We start from the raw sequence: 19,138 nt of genomic DNA, 5'->3' as shown, positions 1-19,138 counted from the left end.
CACGTCATGAGTGCCAACGATCGCGTCAACGAAATCGCTCAGCTCACCGAACGCCTCAAAGACAAGTATCCCGCCGAAATCGATGCGTTCCTCGGTTTTATGGGGAAGACCGAGGGTAATCCGGCCCTGGGCAAGGCGCAGAAGGAACTGATCAACGTCGCACTGTCCGTTGCCGCCCAATGTGAATGGTGTATCGCGCTCCATGTCAAAGGCGCCGTAACCGCCGGAGCCACCCGCGATGAAATCATGAGTGCAGGTTTTTTGGCAGTGCTCATGCATGGTGGCCCGGCGCTCATGTATCTGGTGCGCCTGACCGAGGCCGTCGATGCGTTTTTGCCGGAAGAAAGCCATGGATAAGACACAAATGGCGGCCATGCTCCGCGACATGTTGCGCGCGAGGGCCTTTGAAGAGGCGGCGGCCCAGGCCTATGCGCAGGGTCATATCGCTGGTTTCCTGCACCTGTATCCGGGTGAAGAGGCGGTGGCCGTGGGTGTGCTGCATGCGGCCGAGCCGGGCGATTACGTGGTCAGCACCTATCGCGAGCATGTCCATGCCCTGGTGCGCGGGATTCCGGCACGGCAGATCATGGCCGAACTGCACGGCAAAAAAACCGGGATCAGCGGCGGTATGGGCGGGTCCATGCATCTTTTCGATCAGGACCGGCGCTTTCTGGGTGGTTACGCCATCGTCGGCGAAACCTTTCCCATCGCCTTGGGCGCGGGCTACGCCGTGGCCTACCGCAAACTGCCCGAGGCAGTGCTCTGCTTCTTCGGGGATGGCGCGGTGAACCAGGGCACTTTTCATGAGTCCCTGAACATGGCCGCCCTGTGGAAGCTGCCCATTTTCTTCATCTGCGAGAACAACCATTATCAGATCGGCACCGAGATTCACCGGCACTCCGCCATCACCGAGGTCTACAAGCGCGCCTGCGCCTATGGTATCCCCGCGGAAAAGGCGGATGGCATGGACGTCATCGCCGTACATGAAGCCGCAGCGAGGGCGCTGGTGCGTATCCGCGCCGGAGAGGGGCCGCAGTTCCTGGAACTGGAAACCTACCGTTACCGGGGGCACTCCATGGCGGACTCCGGCAGTTATCGCCCGAATGTCGAGCTCAATGCCTATCAGGCCAACGATCCCATCGCGGCGGCAGTCCATGAGGCGGAGTATCCGTATCCCGGTATCGAGGCCGTTGCCGCAGCCAGTGCAAATAGCGTAACCCGCTTTGCCGACCATTGCTGCCAGGAGGGGCACCTCGACGATGCGACGGTCGAGCGTATGCGCCGAGAGGTTCAGGAGGAGGTGGCAGATGCGGTGACTTTTGCCGAACAGAGCGCCGCACCGGATATGGAGGATGCCTGGAAGGCCTTCCGTTCCAACCGCCGTTTCGAAACCCTCATGGAGGTCGCGCGATGAGCGAGATGTTTTACTGGCAGGCGTTGAACCGCGCCATGGATGCCGAGATGGCTGCCGATGAGACCGTGCTGACCCTGGGCGAGGATGTGGGCCTCTATGGGGGCACCTACCGGGTGACCGAGGGCCTCATGGCCAAATACGGCGAATGGCGGGTGCGTGACACCCCCATTTCCGAGAACAGCTTTACCGGCCTCGGGGTGGGCGCGGCGATGCTGGGCTTGCGCCCGGTGGTGGAGATCATGACCATCAACTTCGCCCTCTTCGCCATGGACGCCATCGTCAACATGGCGGCAAAGATTCCTTTCATGTCCGGCGGCCAGTTTCCCATGCCGCTGACCATCCGCATGCCCGGCGGCGTCGCCAAACAGTTAGGTGCCCAGCATTCGCAAAGGCTGGAGCATATGCTGATGAACGTGCCCGGCCTACGCATGGCGGTTCCCGCCACTCCACAGGATGCCTACTGGCAGTTGCGCCAAGCCATCCGCAGCGATGATCCCGTGATTGTTCTGGAGCATGAGTTGCTCTATTTCAGCAAGGGAGGAGTAGACGAAATGATATCGGCACCGCCCATCCATCAGGCGCTGGTACGGCGACAGGGGCGGGATATCACCTGTGTCGCCTACTCGCGGATGCTGCCCCTCGCCCTGCAGGCGGCGGAGGCGCTCGCCGCGGAAGGCATTGAACTCACAGTGATCGACCTGCGCAGCCTTTCACCCATCGATTGGGATACCTGCATCGCGGCAGTGGAGCAAACCCACCGCTGCCTGATCGTCGAGGAGGACTGCCGCTTTGCCGGAGCCGGGGCGGAGCTCGCCGCCACCCTGCAGGAGCACTGTTTTTATCTGCTGGATGCCCCCATCCGGCGGGTGGCGGGGATGGACATCCCCACCCCCTTCAATGGCACACTGGAGGCCGCTAGTATCCCGCAGGCAGATGACATAGTACAGGCGGCCCGGCAGATGATGGCACGAAATGGAGCAGTACGATGAAAACCGAAATCACCATGCCGGTATTGTCCGACACCATGCAGACCGGTCGCCTGACGCGCTGGAACAAGTCGGTGGGTGACGCGGTAAAAAAAGGCGAGGCCGTTGCCGAGGTCGAGACCGACAAGGCGATTCTGGACGTGGAAGCCTTTTCCGATGGCTATCTCACCGGCCCTCTGGCCGCAGTGGATACGGATATCCCGGTGCGGCAGGTGATCGGTTACATCGCCGACGCGCCGGAAGCGGCACAGACGGATACGGGCTCGGCCGAAACCGCCACTCCAGGTACACCGCCCGCCCCGCCTTCGGTTCCACCCGGAGCGGTTGCAGAGAAAAAGACCACACCACCGGATAAACTGCCACCAGCCATCTCTACGGCCGCTGCAACACCAGCAGATTCCGGTTTCCTGGAGAAGCCCGCTCCGCTCCCCCAGCCGCACGTCGTTGCAGCGCAAACCCCCAGTGTCCATGGTTTACCGGCTTCTCCCTATGCCCGCGCCCTGGCCCGGGACCTAGAACTCGACATCCTCCAGGTCAAAGCGGGCCCCGATGGCACCATTCACGCTGCCCAGGTGCTGGCCGCAGCCCTCGCACCTCAGGATGCCGATCTGCGTATGGGACCGCCTTATACCATCGAACGTCCCAACATCCTGCGCGCCGCCGTCGCTCGCAACATGTCAGCCACGCTGAATACGCCCGCTTTCCTCATCAGCAGTCGCTTCGCCTTGGCGCCCCTGCATGCCGCCGCCAAGGCGGCCGGACTGAGCCTGACCCTTGCTCTGAGCCGTGCCTGCGCCCTGACCGTCGCGGAAGATCCCTGGTTTAACCACGCCTGGACCCAGGAGGGGCTGGCCAAGCGTAGTCGGGTGGATATGGGTGTCGCCGTAGACACCGGGAACGGGCTGATTACCCCCGTGCTGCGCGACGCGGCCAAACGGCCGCTCAAGGAACTCGCAGAGGACTGGCGTATTCTGCTGGGCAAAGTCAAAAAAGGCAGGATTTATCCGGAAGACTACCAGGGTGCGAGTTTTTATCTCTCCAATCTTGGGGTTTTCCCGCAAATAGAACGATTCAATGCCATCGTGCCGGTGGGCGCCTCCGCCATCCTTGCCGTTGCGGCGGCGGGTAGTGACGGACTGACCGACTTCACTCTGAGTTGCGATCACCGGGTGATTTTCGGCGCGGATGCCGCGCGCTTCCTGCAACGCCTGGGCAAGCGGATGGAGGATCCGTCCTGGCTGGCCGGTGGCGAGGGACAACCGTGAGCGTGGCGGCAATACGCCATATTCTCTGCGTCAACAGCGGTTCGTCCTCCATCAAATTCGCCGTTTTTGCGCTGGGCGCTGCAGGAGAAGAGAAGCTCGCGGAGGGCGCCGCGGAACGCATCGGGCAGAGCATCGGACGCTTGTGGCTGCAACGGGGACAAGATCCGATCATCGACCGGCAACTGGTCCTTTCCCATCACCAGGATGCCCTGGAAGCGGTTTTCGCAGCCCTGACCGAGGCGCAATACGCAACGCCGGACGGTGTTGGCCATCGCATCGTCTCCGGTGGACCCCATCATCAGGCGCACTGCCTGGTGGATACCCAGGTGCTCGGTGACCTGCGCGCCTCTCTGCGCTTTGCCCCACTGCACCTGCCCGCAGAAATCGCCGCCATCGAGGCCGTACAGGCGGTGTGGCCCGGGATTCCGCAGGCCGCCTGCTTCGATACGGCCTTTCACCAGAGCATCCCGGAAGTGGCCGCACGCCTGCCTCTGCCGCGCAATCTCTGGCATGAAGGTGTCCGTAAGTACGGCTTTCACGGCCTCTCTTACGAATATATCGTCAGCCGACTCCCCAATCACGCCACCGGCAAGACCATCATCGCTCACCTGGGCAACGGCGCCAGCATGGCGGCGGTGCATAACGGCCAGTGCCGCGACACCACCATGGGTCTCACCCCCACGGGGGGGCTGGTGATGGGCACGCGGAGCGGCGATCTCGACCCCGGCGTTCTGCTCTATCTCATTGAAGAAAAAGGCTATAATGCCGCACAACTGGAGCGGCTCCTCAACCATTTGTCCGGGTTGCTGGGCATCTCGGCCTGCAGCGGCGACATGCAGACCCTGCTTGGGCTGCGCAACGACGATGCCCACGCGGCGCAGGCCATCGAGATTTTCGCCTATAGTGCGCGCAAGGCCATCGGGGGACTGATGGCGGTGCTGGGCGGACTGGACCGCCTCGTCTTTACGGGGGGCATCGGCGAACACGCCGCCGCGATCCGCTGGGCCATCTGCCGCCCCCTGACGGGACTTGGCCTGGAGATCGATCCGGTCGCCAACGAAGGCCCCGAACCGCGCATATCAGTGGCCCATAGTCCAGTGGAAATTCTCGTCATACCCACCAATGAAGACCTGATGATCGCCCGGCATTGCCACCGGCTTCTGCCCGCACAGGAGCAGCATCGTTGAAATCCGGCAAAACGCGCCACCGCCAGACGCAGCATGCACTTCCACACCCGGTACACCCAGACCACGCCAGCATGACCCGGATACTCGACGAAAGTCCTCTGCTACCCATTCATTACCGCATCTGGGCATTATCCACCGGCGGCACCCTGCTCAGCGGCGTCTCCATGTTTCTGCTGGGTGTGACCTTACCACTCATCATCCCCATTTTTGCCATGCCCGCCACCAGTATCGGCCTCGCGGCCGCCATGCTCATGGGTGGCACGGTGGTAGGCGCACTGATCGGTGGGCATCTGGCTGATCGCCTGGGGCGCAAGCCGATCATGATCATGGATATGATCCTGCTCATGATCGCCACCCTGCTGACCGCTCTCGCCCCGGACGCCAGGATACTCATCGGTGCCGAATTACTGGTCGGTGTGGGTATCGGTATGGATTTCCCGGTGGGCAGCAGTTATCTGGCGGAGTTCATGCCCCAGGGACGGCGCGGACGCATGATGGCGGCCTCCATTGCCGTGCAATCCATCGGCATGCTGGCGGGTGCCGGTTTTGCTCTGGTTCTTTTGCAAGGCGCTCATCCCGGGGACAACACCTGGCGCTGGTTGCTGGCCGCGGAAGCGCTGCTGGTGCTCCCTTACCTACTGGGCCGCCTCACCCTGCCCGAAAGCGCGCGTTGGTGTATGGGACGCGGTCATAATGCCGAAGCCGCGCGCATCCTTGAACGCATCGCGCCCCGACAGAAAGCGATGCTCGCCGCCATGGCCCAGCGTCTGGGTAAAAAAATCCACCATGTGGCCAAGACCCGTCCCGGCCGACACATGGGCTTTTGGACCCTGTTCTCGCCGGAATATCGGCGCCGCACCCTTCTGGTAACCTTGCCCTGGTTTTTCATGGATGTGGCCACCTATGGTGTCGGCCTGTTCACCACCATCCTGCTCGGCACCATGCGCAATAGCGAAAACGTCGGTATCATCAATGGTGTCGGCAGAGGCCTTGCCAATGCCTTGGACAGCGGCAAGGTGGATATCTTCCTCCTCCTCGGTTCGCTACTCTCCCTCTGGATGGTACCCTGGCTGGGACGGATTCATATGCAGATGATCGGATTTGGCGGCATGACGCTGGGGATGGGGCTGCTCTATGTTGCGACGGAGCTGGCAGGAGGCACCGCTGCGCATCCGCAGCTCATTCTGAGCGGCTTCATGGTGTTTAATCTGTTCATGACCGCGGGTCCCAACGCGACGACCTTCATCCTGCCAACGGAAATGTATCCCACCCAGGTGCGCGCCTTCAGCGCCGGGTTCGCTGCCGCCGTAGCCAAGATCGGCGCCACCATCAGCGTCTTTCTGCTGCCGGTGATTCAGTCTGCGCTGGGCGTTACCGTGATCCTGCTGCTGATGGGCACGGTCAGCCTGTTGGGTCTGGTGCTCACTTACCACTTCCGGGTGCAGGGCCGCGGCCTGACGCTGGAAGAACACCACGGACCGGCCCTGCCCCAATGAAGCATCGCGAGAAGGAGATCAGACATGCCCTATGCCCATTTTGACGCGTTGCTGGCCGATGTCGCGCCCCTGGACGACATCCCCGTAGCGGTAGTGGATGCCGCCGAGGAGCATGTATTGCGCGGCGCCTGCGAAGCCAAGAGTCAGAGCATCATCGAACCCATCCTCATCGGCGACGCACAACAGATTCGCAGTCTGCTGCTCAAAATGGGGCACGATTCCGGCAGTTGCCCAAACTTCCATATCATTCACGCCGACAGCGCGGAAGCTGCGGCGAAAAAAGGTGTCGAAATGGTGCTTGCCGGAGAGGCCAAGGCACTGATGAAAGGACACCTGCATAGCGACGCCTTCCTCCACCCCATTCTCGCCAAACTACGCACGGATCGCCGTCTTTCCCATGTCTTTGTTGCGGATATCCAGACGTACCCGAAACTCCTGCTCATCACCGATGCCGCCATCAATATCGCGCCCGACCTCGGCACCAAGGCAGCTATCCTGCAAAATGCCATCGATCTGGCGCACATTCTGGAGGTCGCCCAACCCAAAGCCGCCATCCTCTCCGCGGTGGAAGTGGTCAACCCCGCCATCGTCTCAACAGTGGATGCCGCCTGTCTCTCGAAAATGGCAGAACGCGGGCAGATCACCGGCGCACTGGTGGACGGCCCCCTCGCCTTCGACAACGCCATCTCCAAAGAGTCGGCGGAGATCAAGGGGATACGGAGTACCGTGGCCGGAGATGCCGATATTCTGCTGGTGCCCGATCTGGTGTCCGGCAATATCCTCGCCAAGGACCTGGAATATCTGGCCGGCGCGACTCTGGCGGGGATCGTGATGGGGGCCAAGGTACCGGTCATCCTCACCTCCCGTGCCGACCCTGCCCGTGCCCGTCTGGTTTCCGCCGCCCTGGCCGCCCTCGTCCATTATCGCCGGCTGGAGACCTCGTCATGACCGAAATCAGCACCCGCTCCCCTTCCATCGCCACCCTCACCCTCAACCCGGCCGTAGACATCGCCTACGAAGTGCCGCACCTGATCCCGGACCAGAAAAGCCATGCCACATCCACCCGTTACGATCCCGGCGGTAACGGCATCAATGTCGCCCGCGCCCTCAAGGAGCTGCTGGTCTACGCCCATAGTTGCTGTGTCGTGGCCGGCAATATCGGCGAATTGCTACAGAAACTGCTGCGGCATCAACTGGATGATCCGCATTGCGTGCATGTGGAGGGGGAAACCCGCGTCAACGCCACCATTTTGCAGGGTGACCCCGCCACCCAGTTTGAAATCACCGGCATCGGGCCGCGGGTTTCAGAACCTATCCTCGCCGAAGTCCGGGAAACCTTTCTGGGCCTGTGCAAAGACGGTTTTGCGGTACTCACCGGCTCCATCCCCCCTGGCGTGGATGATGATTTCTATGGAGACATGGTCGATCGTGTCCGCGCCGGAGGCGGACAATCCATTGTCGATGCCCATGGCGCCCTCCTGCAACACGCCCTTCCCCATCACCCCTTCCTGATCAAGCCCAACCGCTATGAGCTGTCCCTCCTGCGTCGGCGCGAGCTCCCCACGCTGGAGGATGTGGCGAAGGAGGCGCGCGCCATACAGCGGGAAGGGGTGCAATATGTCTGCGTATCCCTGGGGGGCGACGGAGCACTGCTGGCCGGACCCGATGGCAGCTACTTTGCCAAGGCACCCCCCATTCAGGTGAAGTCGACGGTCGGCTCTGGCGACTCCATGGTCGCTGGCCTTGTCGCCGCGCTGGCCCACGGCCAAAGTCCGGCAGAGGCCCTGCGCCTCGCCGTCGCCTGCGGCAGCGGCACGGCTGCCCGGCCGGGCACCGAGATATTCTCCCATAATGATCTGGACGAACTGCTACAGACAACGGAAGCGCGTGTGCTCGACATCTGAGGGTACCCCAAAAAAAAGCCCTCGCGAGGAGGGCCAAAGGGAGGTATGGGAGATAAATCATTCATCCTGCGAATCAAGTAGGGGTGATTGGCGCGCACCCTCCCGGCGCATCAGGAGAACGGGCCTTTAGCAATGCCCGTTGTCGTTATCGCCACCGTTCATATTCTCTTCCGCTTCGACGCGCCACCAGGCCCCGATTCCGGACGCCGTCTTGGCCACCGCCTTGTTGGGATAGCAGGTCACCGGGTCCCTTTTGGCCAGTGCAGACCTTTGGTACCAGTAGGTCGCACGGACCCAGTCGGGCTTTTCGATATGCCCCAATTTCAAGCCGGGGTCATAGAGCGTCCCCAGATAATATCCGGCAGTCCTGTTTCCGCTGTCGGCCTGGTGCTGTAGTTGCCGCAAGGCCGCAGGAGAATCTTCTGCCTGGTTTCTGAGGTTCAGCAGGGTCCCTCCGGCCCAGGACAGGACCGGAACCGTGAGACCGAGTGCCAACAGGATCGATGCTGTAAACTTGCCTTTGTACATAACGTGCTCCTTTTCCAAAAAAGGTTCCAAAAAGGTTTTCGCCAGCATGTTCGCGTCCCGGCCGGGAGTTCAGTAACGAGCGAGGGGAACCCTCCCTTGTCGCTCTAGTAAGTGGGAAATTTTCCCACCGATAATATGTAAGCAGTATTCGTGCCATAATCAATAAGCGCTGATAAGAATTTGGATTTTCCGGTTTTATGCTGGGCTTGGCCGGGATGATCAAGGAGATCCCCCGAAAGTTTGTCGCTATAGCACGACAACCATCCTAAGGAAACATAACAATATATTATAGCAAACAATAGGTTATTATTGTGGCCAATTGTCTACACTAATCTACCTAGCATGACATCAGTTCTGCTGAAACCGCTCAGCCCTCCTTGGGCGCTACAAGATTATCCGCCGCAGCATGCCCGGAAGACGACTCACCACGTTCCCAGGAGCACTCAAAATCCCCGACTGTTCTATACTGATGGACGAAGGCGACCAGGGAGGTCCGGATGGCGAACCTGTGCCGGCCGCAGTACCCCTTTCCAACCGCAACCGACGAGGAGTAACAGATGGCTGAGATAGTAACGGATATCCTGATTGTTGGCGGCGGCCCCGCCGGCATGATGACGGGTATCACCGCCGCCCAGTTCTCGCCGCACAAGAAAGTGCTGGTGATCCGCCCGGAGACGGATGCGGTGATTCCCTGCGGTATCCCCTACATTTTTGGCACTCTGGGCGGCACCGACGAGGATATGGCCGGGCGCGCGCCTCTGCTGGCGGCCGGCGGACGGCTTCAGATCGGGGCGGCCCAACAGATAGATCGCGTCGCACACACGGCCACCCTGGCCAATGGCGATGTCATTCGCTGGGAACGTCTGGTGCTGGCCACTGGCGCCGAGAACTTCATCCCACCTATTCCCGGCACCGGTCTGGAAGGGGTCTTCAGTATCCGTAAAGATTACGACTATCTGGACACGCTCTTCAGTACTCTCATCCCGCAGATAAAAAAACTGGCCATTATCGGTGGTGGCTTCATCGGAGTGGAGTTTGCCGACGAAATCCGTAAACGCGGCATCGAAGTGCACATCGTCGAAATGCTGCCGCACCTGATGCAGGCGGCCTTTGACCCGGATGCCTGCGCGGCGGTGGAGAAGCAGTTGCGGGCCCATGGGGTTCATATCCATACTGGAGCCAGGGTAGAGGCGCTGCTGCCCGATTCCGGCGGCAAGCGCGTCGGACAAATACAGATCGCCGGACAGGAGGCGCTGACGGTGGACGCGGTGCTCATCGCCATCGGTACCCGCCCCCAGGTCGCCCTGGCCAGGGATATGGGCCTGACCCTCAGTCGTTCCGGCGGGATCTGGGTCGACGCCTTCCAGCGTTCCCGCGAAGATCCCAATATATTTGCCGTTGGGGATTGCGCCCATAAGCAGGATTTTTTCACCCGCAAGGCCAATCACGCCATGATCGCCTCCCAGGCTGCGGCCGAGGGGCGGATTGCCGGTATGAACCTCTATGGCTTGCGTCAACTCCGTTACAACGCCGGATCGGTGAGCATCTACGCCAGCGAAATCGATGGTCTGGCCTTCGGCGTCGCGGGGCTTACCCAGCGTCAGGCCGAACTGGAAGGCTTCCCCATTCTGGTCGGCGAAACCCGTCTGCCTGATCATCACCCCGCCTCGATGCCCAACACCACGGAGATTTACTGCCGGATCATCTTCGCCGCCGACTCCCTGCAGATTCTTGGCGGCCAAATTCTCGGCGGCGCCACCACCGGCGAACTGGTCAACACCATCGGCCTGGCCATTCAGATGCATGCCTCCGCACCCGATCTCGCCAGTATGCAATTCGGCAGCCAGCCCCGCCTGACACCCTCCCTGCACCCCTTGGTAGCTGCTGCGGGCGACGCCCTGCGGCGCCATTACGAACCACTTCATCCCTGCGTTACAGGAGATCCTCATGCCTAAAATCGCCCAAGCACCACTCGGCATGTCCGCCGAAAGCACTCACCGCTGGACGGAAAACTATCGTCTCGCCACCCAGGACAGCGGACGCCTGTTTCTGATGGCGGGCGATCAGAAGGTCGAACATCTCAACGATGATTTTATCGGGGGTCACGTGGCGACGGACGATTCCGACCCGGAACATCTGTTCCGCATCGCCAGTGAAGCGCCCGTAGGCTGCTTTGCCGCACAGATGGGCCTCATTGCCCGCTATGGCATGGATTACCGCGACACGCCCTACTTGCTCAAGCTCAACAGCAAGACCCACCTGATCAAAACGGCGCAACGCGATCCGATCAGCCTGCAGTGGCAGAGCATGGCGCAGATTCATGATTTTGTGCGCCATTCCGGTCTTCGGGTGGTTGGGGTGGGTTACACCATTTACCCTGGCTCCGAGTTCGAGCCGACCATGCTCAGCGAAGCCGCACGCATCATTCAGGATGCCCATGCCATGGGATTGCTGGCCGTCATCTGGGCCTATCCGCGCGGCAAGGCAGTAGGTGAACGCGAGCAGGACCCGCATCTCATTGCCGGTGCCACGGGTCTGGCGGCCTGTCTCGGGGCGGATTTCGTCAAGATCAACCCACCACTCGACGCGGCGGGTGCCATGGACGGCACGCTCTTGGGTGAAGCCGTCGCCGCTGCCGGGCGCACCCAGGTCGTCTGCGCGGGGGGGGCCGAAACCGATGCGCCGGAGTTTCTGCAACGCCTCTACGAACAGATTCATGTGGGTGGCACGCAAGGCTGCGCCACCGGCCGGAATGTCCATCAGCGCAGTCAGCCCGACGCGGTCAACTTCTGCAAGGCCATCCACGCCATTGTCGTCCGCAATCAGGGCGTCGATGAGGCTGTCAAGCTGCTGAATCCCAACGCATGATGAAACTACCGGCGCAGCGCAGCAAAATCGTCTGTACCATCGGCCCAGCGTCCGATGCACCGAAAACACTGGAGCAGATGGTCCGCGCCGGTATGAACGTGGCGCGCCTGAACCTCGCTCATGGCACGCCGGATGAACACCGCGCCCGCATTGTCCGTATCCGGGCAGCGGCGGAAAGGGCGGGACAGCGGGTAGCCATCCTCGCCGATCTGCCCGGCCCGAAAATCCGCATTGGCACCTTGCCTGCTCCGGTCACCCTCAAGCGCGGCAGCCGGGTACTCCTCGCCCCCGATGCACCCGGAACCCCGGAGCAGATTCCCCTGGATCTGCCCCGCCTTCCTCATCCTCTGGTCAAGGGGGACACGATATTTCTGAATGACGGCTTCATCGAGTTGCGGGTGGAGCAGCATGATCATGCCGGTATCCATTGCCGGGTGGTGGTGGGCGGCGTGCTCCTCTCCCATAAGGGCGTGAATCTGCCCGGGGTGACACTGGAAGGCGGTGCCCTCACCCCCGCCGACCGCGAGTTGCTGGCCTTCGCGCTGGAGGCCGGCGTCGACGCGCTAAGTGTCTCTTTCGTGGAAACGCCGGAGGATTTGCATGCCGCCCGCCGGGAGGCGCAGGCCTTGGGTTATGAGCCCTTTCTAATCGCCAAAATCGAAAGGGCCCGGGCCTGGAAACACATGGATGCCATCATCGCCGCCGCCGATGGCATCATGGTAGCGCGCGGTGACCTTGGTGTGGAAGTGCCCATCGGGCAGATCGCGCTGATTCAGAAACGCCTCATCCGCAAGGCCCGTGCGGCAGGCAAGCCGGTCATCACCGCCACCCAGATGCTGGAATCCATGGTGCACAATCGTCGCCCCACCCGCGCGGAGGTCACTGACGTCGCCAACGCCATCCTCGACGGTACCGACTGTGTCATGCTCTCCGAAGAATCCGCCATGGGCGATTTCCCCGTCGAAGCGGTCAAAATGCTGGCCGAAATCGCCCGCATCACCGAAAAATCCCGATCCGAGCTGAGCCCGCTCAGTGCAGATACCCTGCACGACGCGCCCAGTGTGGAATCGGTCATCGCCTGGGATGTACGCACCGCCGCCGAGCATTTGAATCCATTGTTTATCGTCACCCCCACCGAAACGGGCACCACCGCGGCCCGCATCGCACGCTTCCGGCTGGTCCCCTGGATACTGGCGATCAGCCCGCAGGACCGCACTTGCCAGCGCCTGTGCTTTCATTACGGCGTGCATGCGGTAGCCATGCCCAGCCCCGACCAGGGCTGGGAACAGGCCGTCCGCCGCTGGCTGGTGACCCACGGCGTCGAGAAGGGCCTCATTCTCCTTACCCAGGGTCCAAGCAGGGGCCACCCCGGTGGTACCAACCGACTGGAAATCATCCGCCTGGAACAACCCGCCATCCAATGACAGGAGCATTTATGGACAGCCGTAGCCAAGAACTCATCGCCAATGCCACCCTCATCAAACTCGATCAGATTGATACGGTCACCGAAACCATCACCGCGACGCGGCGGGCGCCGTATCACGGCTGGGGGGGCTTTACCCGACCCTGCCTATCACGCACCCCATCGAACCGGAGGACTTCGTGACCATCGCCCCTTGCTACCTGCTCCCGCAACTACCCGAATCACTGGCCGGCCTGGCTGAACTTGCCCTCGACCTGCGCTGGTCCTGGAGCCACGTCTCCGACACCCTCTGGCAGCATATTGCCCCCAAACTCTGGGAGCAGACCCACAATCCATGGCTGATTCTGCAGAACGCCGGCAGTGAGACGCTCCAGCAATTGGCCCAGGATAAAGATTTCATCGCTAAGCTGGACGCCTTCGTCGCCGAGCACCGCAACCGCCTCGCGCAAACGTGCTGGTTCGGCAAAACCTATCCTCACCCTCCCTTCCGTCAGGTGGCCTATTTCAGCATGGAGTTCGGTCTGTCCGAGTCCCTGCCCATCTACTCGGGCGGCCTTGGCATCTTGGCTGGCGACTGCCTGAAAACCGCCAGCGATCTTGGTGTTCCACTGCTCGGTGTCGGCCTGCTCTGGCAGCAGGGCTATTTTCGTCAGAGTCTGGATGAGTGTGGTCGTCAGATCGAACTCTATCCGTACAACGACCCCACCCAGATACCCGTCACCCCGGTGCGGGACGCGGCGGGCGAATGGCTGCGTTTGGAAATGCCATTCCCCGGTCGCACCGTCATCCTCCGTGCCTGGCAGGCACAGGTCGGCCGGGTGACCCTGTATCTGCTCGACAGCAACGATCCCCTCAACGCCCCCGCCGATCGTGGCATTACCGCCGAGCTCTATGGCGGCGGCCCGGAGACCCGCCTGCAGCAGGAAATCTGCTTGGGCGTCGGCGGCTGGATGCTGCTGCGCCGCCTGGGTATCCAGCCGGACATCTGTCATCTCAACGAAGGGCATGCAGCCTTCGCCATTCTCGCCCGGGCCTACAGCCATATGCGGGATCACGGTACCGACTTCCCCTGCGCCCTCACCGCCACCCGCGCAGGCAATATCTTCACTACTCACACCCCGGTCTCCGCCGGTTTCGACCGCTTTCCGCCGGAACTGATGACGCGCTACGTTGCCGGTGCCTCCGAGGCTTTCGGGATTGACATAGAGACCGTCCTTGCCTTGGGCCGTGAGCATCCCGAAGACCGCCGTGAACCCTTCAACATGGCGTGGCTCGCCATTCACGGCAGCCTGACCGTCAATGGCGTCAGCCGTCTGCATGGAGCCGTCAGCCGTCGCTTATTCCAGCCTCTGTTCCCACGCTGGCCCGAAGACGAAGTTCCCGTCACCCACGTCACCAACGGCGTGCACATGCCCTCCTGGGATTCCGCCGAAGCCGACGCCCTGTGGACCACATACTGCGGCAAATCCCGCTGGCTTGGGGACCTGAAGGATATCGAAACGGACTTTCGCCAGGCCGCTGATGCCGATATCTGGCACCTGCGCAGCGTCGCGCGGCAGGAGGTGATCCAATTCGCCCGCCAGCGCCTGCAACAGCAACTGGCAGCGACCTATGCGCCCGAAAGGGAATGTGAACAAGCGAAAACGGCGCTCGACCCCAACACCCTCACCATCGGTTTCGCACGCCGATTTGCTGCCTACAAGCGCCCCAACATGCTCCTGAGCGACCCGGATCGTCTGTACCGTCTGCTGAACAATCCGCACTATCCCGTACAACTGCTGATCGCGGGCAAGGCGCATCCCCAGGACGGCGCCGGTAAGGCCATGATCCAGCAGTGGACCCAGTTCATCCACCAGTATCCCGACCTGGCCGGGCGCGTCGTCTTCATCACCGACTATGACATGCTGGTCGCCGAACATCTGGTGCAGGGTGTCGATCTGTGGATCAATACGCCGCGCCGCCCCTGGGAAGCGAGCGGTACCAGCGGCATGAAGGTATTGGTCAATGGTGGCCTCAATCTCTCGGAACTGGACGGCTGGTGGGCCGAGGCCTATTGCCCGGAGGTCGGGTGGGCGCTGGGCGATGGGCAGGAACATGATACCGATCTGGCATGGGACCAACAGGAAGCACAGCAGCTCTATCGCCTGCTGGAAGACGAAGTCGTGCCGCTCTTTTACCACCAACGCGATGCCAACGGCTGTCCGTGCGGCTGGGTCGACAAAATCCGCGAAAGCATGGGCCGCCTGACCCCGCAATTCAGCACCAATCGCATGTTGCAGGAATATGTATCCACCCTCTACGTGCCGGCCGCACGACTTCTGGCCGCGCGCAGCGACCGCGACACCGTTGAAGGCATCTGCAGATGGCAGCATGAAATTCACCAGCACTGGCAAAGCGTGCATTTTGGCGAACTGAATGTGCAAAGCGACACCGATACCCACCATTTTCAGGTACCCGTATATCTGGATGACCTTAACCCAGACGCCGTTGCGGTACAGCTCTTCGCCAACGGCGAGGGGGGACAGTGCCCGACCCTCTATACCATGACGCGCGGAGAAGCCCTGAGCGGCGCCATCAACAGCCACAATTACCACTGTGCAGTGCCGGCCCGCCACTCGGTGGAGGGTTTTACGCCCAGGATCATCCCATATCGCGAGGGATGCCTGGTCCCCCTGGAAAGTACAGAGATACTCTGGTATCGCTGAAAGGAGAGTTCCATGAACAACCAGATACCCGATCTTTCCACGGTCGTCGAGGCCGAACGGAAAATGTTCGGCAAGTATGTGCTGCCCATCGCCGTCGTCCTGATCATCATCGGTATTTTCGGACTGCTGAGCCCGGTCATTCTGTCTGCCGCAACCGATGGCGTGTTGGCGGCGCTGTTGATCATTGCCGGGTTCACTTGGTTCATCCACAGCTATCAGATGCATCAGCATCATTTGGCGGACTGGCTCAAGCCGGTCCTGCTGTTGGCCACCGGCGGAGTGATGATTGCACTGCCCAACGCCGGCATCGCCGCCATCGGCCTGATGTTCATCCTGTATTTCGTCATGGATGCCTACCGCAACTTCACCCAGTCCAATGTCCACGCTGGCCACGGACGGGGTTGGTTTATTTTCAGCGGGGTAATCGATGTCGTCATAGCCATTCTGTTTTTTGTCACCTGGCCACAGGGCTCGCTCATCCTGGTCGGTATCTTTGTCGGCGTAAATCTGATTTTTGATGGCGTCATTCTGCTGATACTCCGTAATGCCGTCTCCGGAGACCATAAATAGCGATGGATGGCGTTCACGCGCCAACGCTCGCAAGCGGGAATTTCGATCAAACGGGTAGCCCGCATCTTCTCGCCATTACTGTCGCTGTAATGGCCTGCATCATCATGAATGTTCTGGACATCACGATAGTCAACGTGGCGTTGCCACACATGGAGGGATCGCTTCACGCCAACAGCGATCAGATCACCTGGGCACTCACCACCTACATGCTGGCCATGGTCATCGTCACTCCCTTGACCGGCTTGCTGGTCGAGCGTTACGGACAACGGCGGCTCATCCTGTGGAGCGTGGCTGGCTTCCTGGTCTGCTCGGTCATGAGCGGACAATCCCACAGCCTCACGGAAATCGTTTTTTGGCGTTTCATGCAGGGAGCACTGGGCGCTTCTCTGGTACCTGTCGGGCAGGCCGTTCTGGTTCAGGCGTATCCCCGGGAGAAACGCGGGGTAGCCATGGCGACCCTGGGCATGGGCACCATGCTCGGTCCCATTGTCGGTCCGGTGCTCGGCGGCTATCTCACCGAAGACCTCTCCTGGCGCTGGTGTTTCTACGTCAATATACCCATTGGCATCATCGCCTTTACCATGCTGCTTTTTTACATCCCCCGCTTTGGCAAAAGCGAACATCCCCGACCGATTGATTGGCTTGGATTCGTATGGATGGCCATCGGGCTGGGTGCGTTGCAGATGATGCTCAGCCTCGGCGATCAGGACGGCTGGTGGAGCTCCGACTTCATCATCATCCTGATGTTGTTGGCTGGCACGGGTATTTTTCTCTTTGTACTGCGTTCGCTCAGCGTCGCCCATCCGCTGGTCGACTTGCGCCTGCTCAAGGATCGCTCCCTGACGCTAGGCAGTGCGGGTATAGGATTATTCGGCCTGGCGCTCTATGGGACCATGGTGATTCTGCCCATCTATCTGCAGGATTATATGGGGTACGAACCGCAAACCGCAGGCCTTGCCATGGCTCCCCAGGGCCTGGGCTCCTGGATTTCCATGTGGATGGCGGGACGCCTGCTCAATCGCGGGGTCAACCCCCGCTGGATGATCATGGCCGGGGTTTTTTTGGGTGCCACGGGCACCTGGATCAGCCTCTCTTACAACCTGCAGGTAAGCCCTGCCTGGATCATCTGGCCCGGAGTGATCCGGGGCCTCGGTCTCGGTCTGGTATCCATCCCCCTATTTACGCTGGCTTTTGCGACCCTCAGCAAGGAGCAGACGCCGGAGGGATCGGGGATATTCAATCTCATGCGCAATCTGGGCGGTTCTGTGGGCATTGCCATCATCTCCACCATCATGACCGAAGAGGCTCAGGAGGCATGGAACCAGATGGGAGGGCATATCAGTCCCTTCAATGCGGCATTGCCGCGTTATCTGGATGGCGCCGGTTTACGTCAGGGAAATCTGAACTGGCAGGTGCTGGGCCAGATTCTGGCGCAGCATGCGGCAATGCGTGGTATACTGGACGCGTTCATGTTCCTGTTCTGGAGCTTTTTGGTCGTGATGCTCATCGCGCTACTGATGAAGAATAAATCCTAGGAGCCTTATGTTTGCTATAAAAGCGCTATTCAATGATGAAATTGCGGTCAGGGAGGGATTTTCCAGCATTCGCAAGGCGTTGCTGGAAAACCATCCGGATCGCGCGGATTACTATGACGTATTGCGCAAGATTCTGCAGCAGCAGACCCATCTGAAGCATGCAGTTTTTGCAGAAAAAGACGTCGTCTCCTGTGAATTCTATGGCTTTGATGAAAAGGAATCTGCGATGGCGGAAGCCGCGTTGCTGGATGTCGGCGCGCTGGAAGTCATCGTTGAGTAACCGCTGATGACGCTCTTGAGCATCATCATCTTCCTCCTCGTCGGCGGCATCTCCGGCTGGCTGGCCGGACTGCTGATCACGGGACGCGGCTTCGGAATTGTCGGGGATATCATCGTGGGTATCATCGGCGCGTTCATCGGCGGCTTCGTCCTCCTCTTTTTCGGTCTGGCCGGCCTTTTCGGGGCGGGCATCATCGGCGCCGTCATCGTGGCGTTCATCGGCGCGGTCATCCTTCTCAGCGTCATCAAACTCATCAAAAAAATCTGACTCCGGGAGGAGTCTCTCTGGGGCGCGGCGCGCCCCTCATGATCCTGCGGCATAGGCGCAGCACCCATGGAGAGGACAGATGCCACAGCGCGGGCGGGGCCGACAGTAATCCTTGCCGAGCGAGACCAGCAACGCATGCAGCGCATTGCGTGTCTGCACATCGTCGCACTTCAGTTCAGCCTCCATCCCGGACTGCACTGCGCCGTAGGAAAGATCACCTTCCAGCAGACCCAGGCGACCGCCGATCCTGCGGGTATAGGCGTCTACCACCATGACCGGCAGACCCAGGGCATAGAGCAGGATGGAATCCGCCGTCTCTGCGCCGATACCGTGGACCGCCAGCAAGTCTTTCCGCAGCGTCGGAACGGTCCCCTGCCGCGCAAGCTGTTCCGGCGCAGCGCCCACACCCCGAGCCTCCAGAAACCGGCACAAGGCCAGCAGGCGTCTGGTCTTTATCCGGTAAAATCCGGACGGCCGGAGCAGCTCCTCCAGATCCCCTTCGGGCAGAGCGAGAAGGGCCCGCACGCTCAGCGCGTCGACCGCCCGTAGATTGGCAATCGCCTTTTCGACATTGCGCCAGGCGGTATTCTGAGTCAGGACCGCACCCACCATGACCTCAAAGGGGGACTGCGCGGGCCACCAGTCCTGGGGGCCGAAGGCCTCCTCCAGAATTCCGAATACGGCTGACCAGCCCCCATGTTTCCGCATTG

19 protein-coding genes are annotated in these 19,138 nt (G+C 61.0%); 17 read left to right on the top strand and 2 right to left on the bottom strand.

The genetic code is table 11. The features are described from left to right. Nucleotides 1-6: 6 nt before the first annotated feature. From AFERRID_RS13875 to AFERRID_RS13840, 8 genes are read left to right on the top strand one after another with little or no spacing between them, the layout of a single operon-like run. Nucleotides 7-357, top strand: a complete 351-nt coding sequence (locus tag AFERRID_RS13875; RefSeq protein WP_113525671.1) for a carboxymuconolactone decarboxylase family protein — start codon at nt 7-9, stop codon at nt 355-357. Beyond that, nucleotides 350-1,414, top strand: a complete 1,065-nt coding sequence (locus AFERRID_RS13870; RefSeq protein WP_113525672.1) for a thiamine pyrophosphate-dependent enzyme — start codon at nt 350-352, stop codon at nt 1,412-1,414. Before AFERRID_RS13875 ends, AFERRID_RS13870 begins: the two co-directional genes overlap by 8 nt. Continuing rightward, nucleotides 1,411-2,403 (top strand): alpha-ketoacid dehydrogenase subunit beta, encoded by a 993-nt coding sequence (locus AFERRID_RS13865; protein ID WP_126605523.1) that lies wholly within the window; start codon nt 1,411-1,413, stop codon nt 2,401-2,403. Before AFERRID_RS13870 ends, AFERRID_RS13865 begins: the two co-directional genes overlap by 4 nt. Continuing rightward, the gene (locus AFERRID_RS13860) at nt 2,400-3,665 is read left to right on the top strand and encodes a 2-oxo acid dehydrogenase subunit E2 (RefSeq protein ID WP_126605522.1); all 1,266 of its coding nucleotides are present in this window, start codon (nt 2,400-2,402) and stop codon (nt 3,663-3,665) included. The genes AFERRID_RS13865 and AFERRID_RS13860 overlap by 4 nt, the downstream gene beginning before the upstream one ends. Beyond that, nucleotides 3,662-4,852 (top strand): acetate/propionate family kinase, encoded by a 1,191-nt coding sequence (locus tag AFERRID_RS13855; protein ID WP_225982001.1) that lies wholly within the window; start codon nt 3,662-3,664, stop codon nt 4,850-4,852. Before AFERRID_RS13860 ends, AFERRID_RS13855 begins: the two co-directional genes overlap by 4 nt. Next, nucleotides 4,849-6,348, top strand: a complete 1,500-nt coding sequence (locus tag AFERRID_RS13850; RefSeq protein WP_126605521.1) for an MFS transporter — start codon at nt 4,849-4,851, stop codon at nt 6,346-6,348. Before AFERRID_RS13855 ends, AFERRID_RS13850 begins: the two co-directional genes overlap by 4 nt. Before the next feature lie 24 nt (nt 6,349-6,372). Next, nucleotides 6,373-7,296, top strand: a complete 924-nt coding sequence (locus AFERRID_RS13845) for a bifunctional enoyl-CoA hydratase/phosphate acetyltransferase (RefSeq protein ID WP_126605520.1) — start codon at nt 6,373-6,375, stop codon at nt 7,294-7,296. Beyond that, on the top strand, nt 7,293-8,252 hold the full coding sequence (locus AFERRID_RS13840) for a 1-phosphofructokinase family hexose kinase (protein ID WP_113525677.1): 960 nt from the start codon (nt 7,293-7,295) through the stop codon (nt 8,250-8,252). The genes AFERRID_RS13845 and AFERRID_RS13840 overlap by 4 nt, the downstream gene beginning before the upstream one ends. 126 nt (nt 8,253-8,378) lie before the next feature. Here the strand turns inward: AFERRID_RS13840 and AFERRID_RS13835 are convergent, their stop codons facing one another. Further along, the gene (locus AFERRID_RS13835) at nt 8,379-8,780 is read right to left on the bottom strand and encodes an SEL1-like repeat protein (protein ID WP_225982000.1); all 402 of its coding nucleotides are present in this window, start codon (nt 8,778-8,780) and stop codon (nt 8,379-8,381) included. 557 nt (nt 8,781-9,337) lie between these two features. Between AFERRID_RS13835 and AFERRID_RS13830 the strand changes: the two genes are divergently transcribed. The 9 genes from AFERRID_RS13830 to AFERRID_RS13790 are packed head-to-tail and all read left to right on the top strand — an operon-like array spanning nt 9,338 to nt 18,428. Next, complete coding sequence (locus AFERRID_RS13830; RefSeq protein WP_126605518.1) at nt 9,338-10,735, top strand: NAD(P)/FAD-dependent oxidoreductase; 1,398 nt, start codon at nt 9,338-9,340, stop codon at nt 10,733-10,735. Then, nucleotides 10,728-11,648 carry a beta/alpha barrel domain-containing protein gene (locus AFERRID_RS13825; RefSeq protein WP_126605517.1) on the top strand — a complete coding sequence of 307 codons (921 nt, stop codon included), beginning with the start codon at nt 10,728-10,730 and terminating at the stop codon, nt 11,646-11,648. Before AFERRID_RS13830 ends, AFERRID_RS13825 begins: the two co-directional genes overlap by 8 nt. Then, a complete protein-coding gene (pyk, locus tag AFERRID_RS13820) occupies nt 11,645-13,072 on the top strand; it encodes a pyruvate kinase (protein ID WP_126605516.1) in 1,428 nt (475 codons plus the stop codon). The genes AFERRID_RS13825 and pyk overlap by 4 nt, the downstream gene beginning before the upstream one ends. A gap of 11 nt (nt 13,073-13,083) precedes the next feature. Beyond that, entirely contained in the window at nt 13,084-13,254 is a 171-nt protein-coding gene (locus tag AFERRID_RS13815) for a hypothetical protein (protein WP_192796486.1), read from the top strand. After that, nucleotides 13,251-15,776, top strand: coding sequence for an alpha-glucan family phosphorylase (glgP, locus tag AFERRID_RS13810; RefSeq protein ID WP_126605515.1), 2,526 nt, complete (start codon nt 13,251-13,253; stop codon nt 15,774-15,776). Before AFERRID_RS13815 ends, glgP begins: the two co-directional genes overlap by 4 nt. A 12-nt stretch (nt 15,777-15,788) precedes the next feature. Next, nucleotides 15,789-16,346 carry an HdeD family acid-resistance protein gene (locus AFERRID_RS13805; RefSeq protein WP_113525684.1) on the top strand — a complete coding sequence of 186 codons (558 nt, stop codon included), beginning with the start codon at nt 15,789-15,791 and terminating at the stop codon, nt 16,344-16,346. A 2-nt stretch (nt 16,347-16,348) separates the two neighbouring features. After that, nucleotides 16,349-17,881, top strand: coding sequence for a DHA2 family efflux MFS transporter permease subunit (locus AFERRID_RS13800; protein WP_126605514.1), 1,533 nt, complete (start codon nt 16,349-16,351; stop codon nt 17,879-17,881). A gap of 7 nt (nt 17,882-17,888) precedes the next feature. Continuing rightward, on the top strand, nt 17,889-18,161 hold the full coding sequence (locus AFERRID_RS13795) for a hypothetical protein (RefSeq protein ID WP_113525686.1): 273 nt from the start codon (nt 17,889-17,891) through the stop codon (nt 18,159-18,161). 6 nt (nt 18,162-18,167) lie between these two features. Beyond that, nucleotides 18,168-18,428, top strand: coding sequence for a GlsB/YeaQ/YmgE family stress response membrane protein (locus tag AFERRID_RS13790; RefSeq protein ID WP_126605513.1), 261 nt, complete (start codon nt 18,168-18,170; stop codon nt 18,426-18,428). 36 nt (nt 18,429-18,464) lie between these two features. Here AFERRID_RS13790 and AFERRID_RS13785 read toward each other — a convergent pair whose 3' ends face one another. Continuing rightward, the gene (locus AFERRID_RS13785) at nt 18,465-19,136 is read right to left on the bottom strand and encodes an endonuclease III domain-containing protein (RefSeq protein WP_126605512.1); all 672 of its coding nucleotides are present in this window, start codon (nt 19,134-19,136) and stop codon (nt 18,465-18,467) included. Between the last annotated feature and the right edge of the window lie 2 nt (nt 19,137-19,138).

Origin of the sequence: Acidithiobacillus ferridurans (genome assembly GCF_003966655.1) — a bacterium.
Lineage (GTDB): Bacteria > Pseudomonadota > Gammaproteobacteria > Acidithiobacillales > Acidithiobacillaceae > Acidithiobacillus > Acidithiobacillus ferridurans.
This window is presented reverse-complemented; position numbering and strand designations above follow the sequence as displayed.